The organism is Neisseria sp. P0009.S007, assembly GCF_051962515.1.
In genome coordinates, this window is record NZ_JBQCVF010000403.1 from 1 (window position 1) to 1,239 (window position 1,239).

Here is a 1,239-nt window from a genome sequence, read left to right on the forward strand (position 1 = left end):
AGATTCCTGATTCCGCTTTGAATCAGCATATTTTCAGACGGCCTTGTCAATCCGCAAGGCCGTCTGAAAATCAATCATAACCATGAAAATATTAGGAAAACTCCTACTGACCCTCGCCAGCCTCGCCTATCCGCTTCTATGGTATTACGGCAGGGAAAACGGCGCATTTTTCTGGCTTGCAGCGGTCATGTGTGTATTATGGCTGATACGCGCTGCCATGCCGCAAACCACAGCCCAACGTATTACAGCGATTATCCTCACCGCCTTTTTTGCCGCTGTACTGATTTTCAGACGACCCGATTCGATGTACTGGTATCCCGTCGCCGTCAATGCACTGATGCTTGCCGCTTTCGGCGGCAGCCTGTTTGCCAAACAAACGGTTATCGAACGCCTCGCCCGACTGCAACATCCCGACCTGCCGCCCGAAGGCGTGCTGCACACCCGTCGTGTTACGAAAATCTGGTGCGCGTTCTTTATCTTCAACGGCGCAACCGCCGCCATTTTGGCAGGCTTGCAATATTACGATTGGTGGGCGGCTTATACAGGCATTGTGTCGTATGTGTTAATGGGAATCTTATTTGCCGGAGAGTGGATTTATCGGAAATTGGTTTTGAAGGTGTAAACCATTAAAAATATTTCATCAATTAGACGAATAACCATAATGAAAAAAATCATCTTACTTACCCTGATTTTCTTCACATTTACCGCATGTTCTTCGACGTCTAAAACGCCTTTATCCCCTGAAGAAAAGGCAGAAGCCGAATACAAGAAAAATTATACGGAAGTTGCCAGCCACACCATCAAAACACGCTCGGGAAACCTGACCGTCATTGACCGAATACACAATAGTTATTCTGACGATACTACAACCAGCAGCATGAATTTGATGATTATCCGGAAATCCAGTACGGTAAAAGCAAGGGCTGCACAAACAGCCGTATTTACAGCAACTTTTGCATTACTGATTCTTGCCCGTAACAGCAATCATATTGAATATGAAGGCCCTGACCTGCTGGACAAACACAATTTAAGCGGGAAGCCCATTAAACCGAATTTTGCGAATCCTGCTTTTGAACAATTCTCCCCAAAAGTTCGCGATTGGGCGGCAAAACGATCATTTAAAGGCAATAGTGCCAATAAAAAACTATTTGTCCAACCGGGCCGTTTCTATTTGGTTTATGAAAAATTCAATAAACGAGACCGATTCTTTCTGAACAATGAAGTCAGCCTTTTTTTAGA

Annotated in this window: 1 protein-coding gene and 1 pseudogene; both read left to right on the forward strand. The window is 45.0% G+C overall.

The window, feature by feature from the left end; all coding sequences use genetic code 11:
* The first annotated feature begins 82 nt into the window (after positions 1-82).
* Positions 83-622, forward strand: coding sequence for a hypothetical protein (locus tag ACTHS3_RS13625; RefSeq protein WP_070608820.1), 540 nt, complete (start codon positions 83-85; stop codon positions 620-622).
* 255 nt (positions 623-877) lie between these two features.
* A pseudogene (locus ACTHS3_RS13630) lies at positions 878-1,239 on the forward strand (hypothetical protein); the annotation flags it as partial.

Coding starts and splice junctions, on each gene's coding strand:
- ACTHS3_RS13625 (WP_070608820.1), top strand. CDS start 83: ATGAAAATATTAGGAAAACTCCTACTGACCCTCGCCAGCCTCGCCTAT.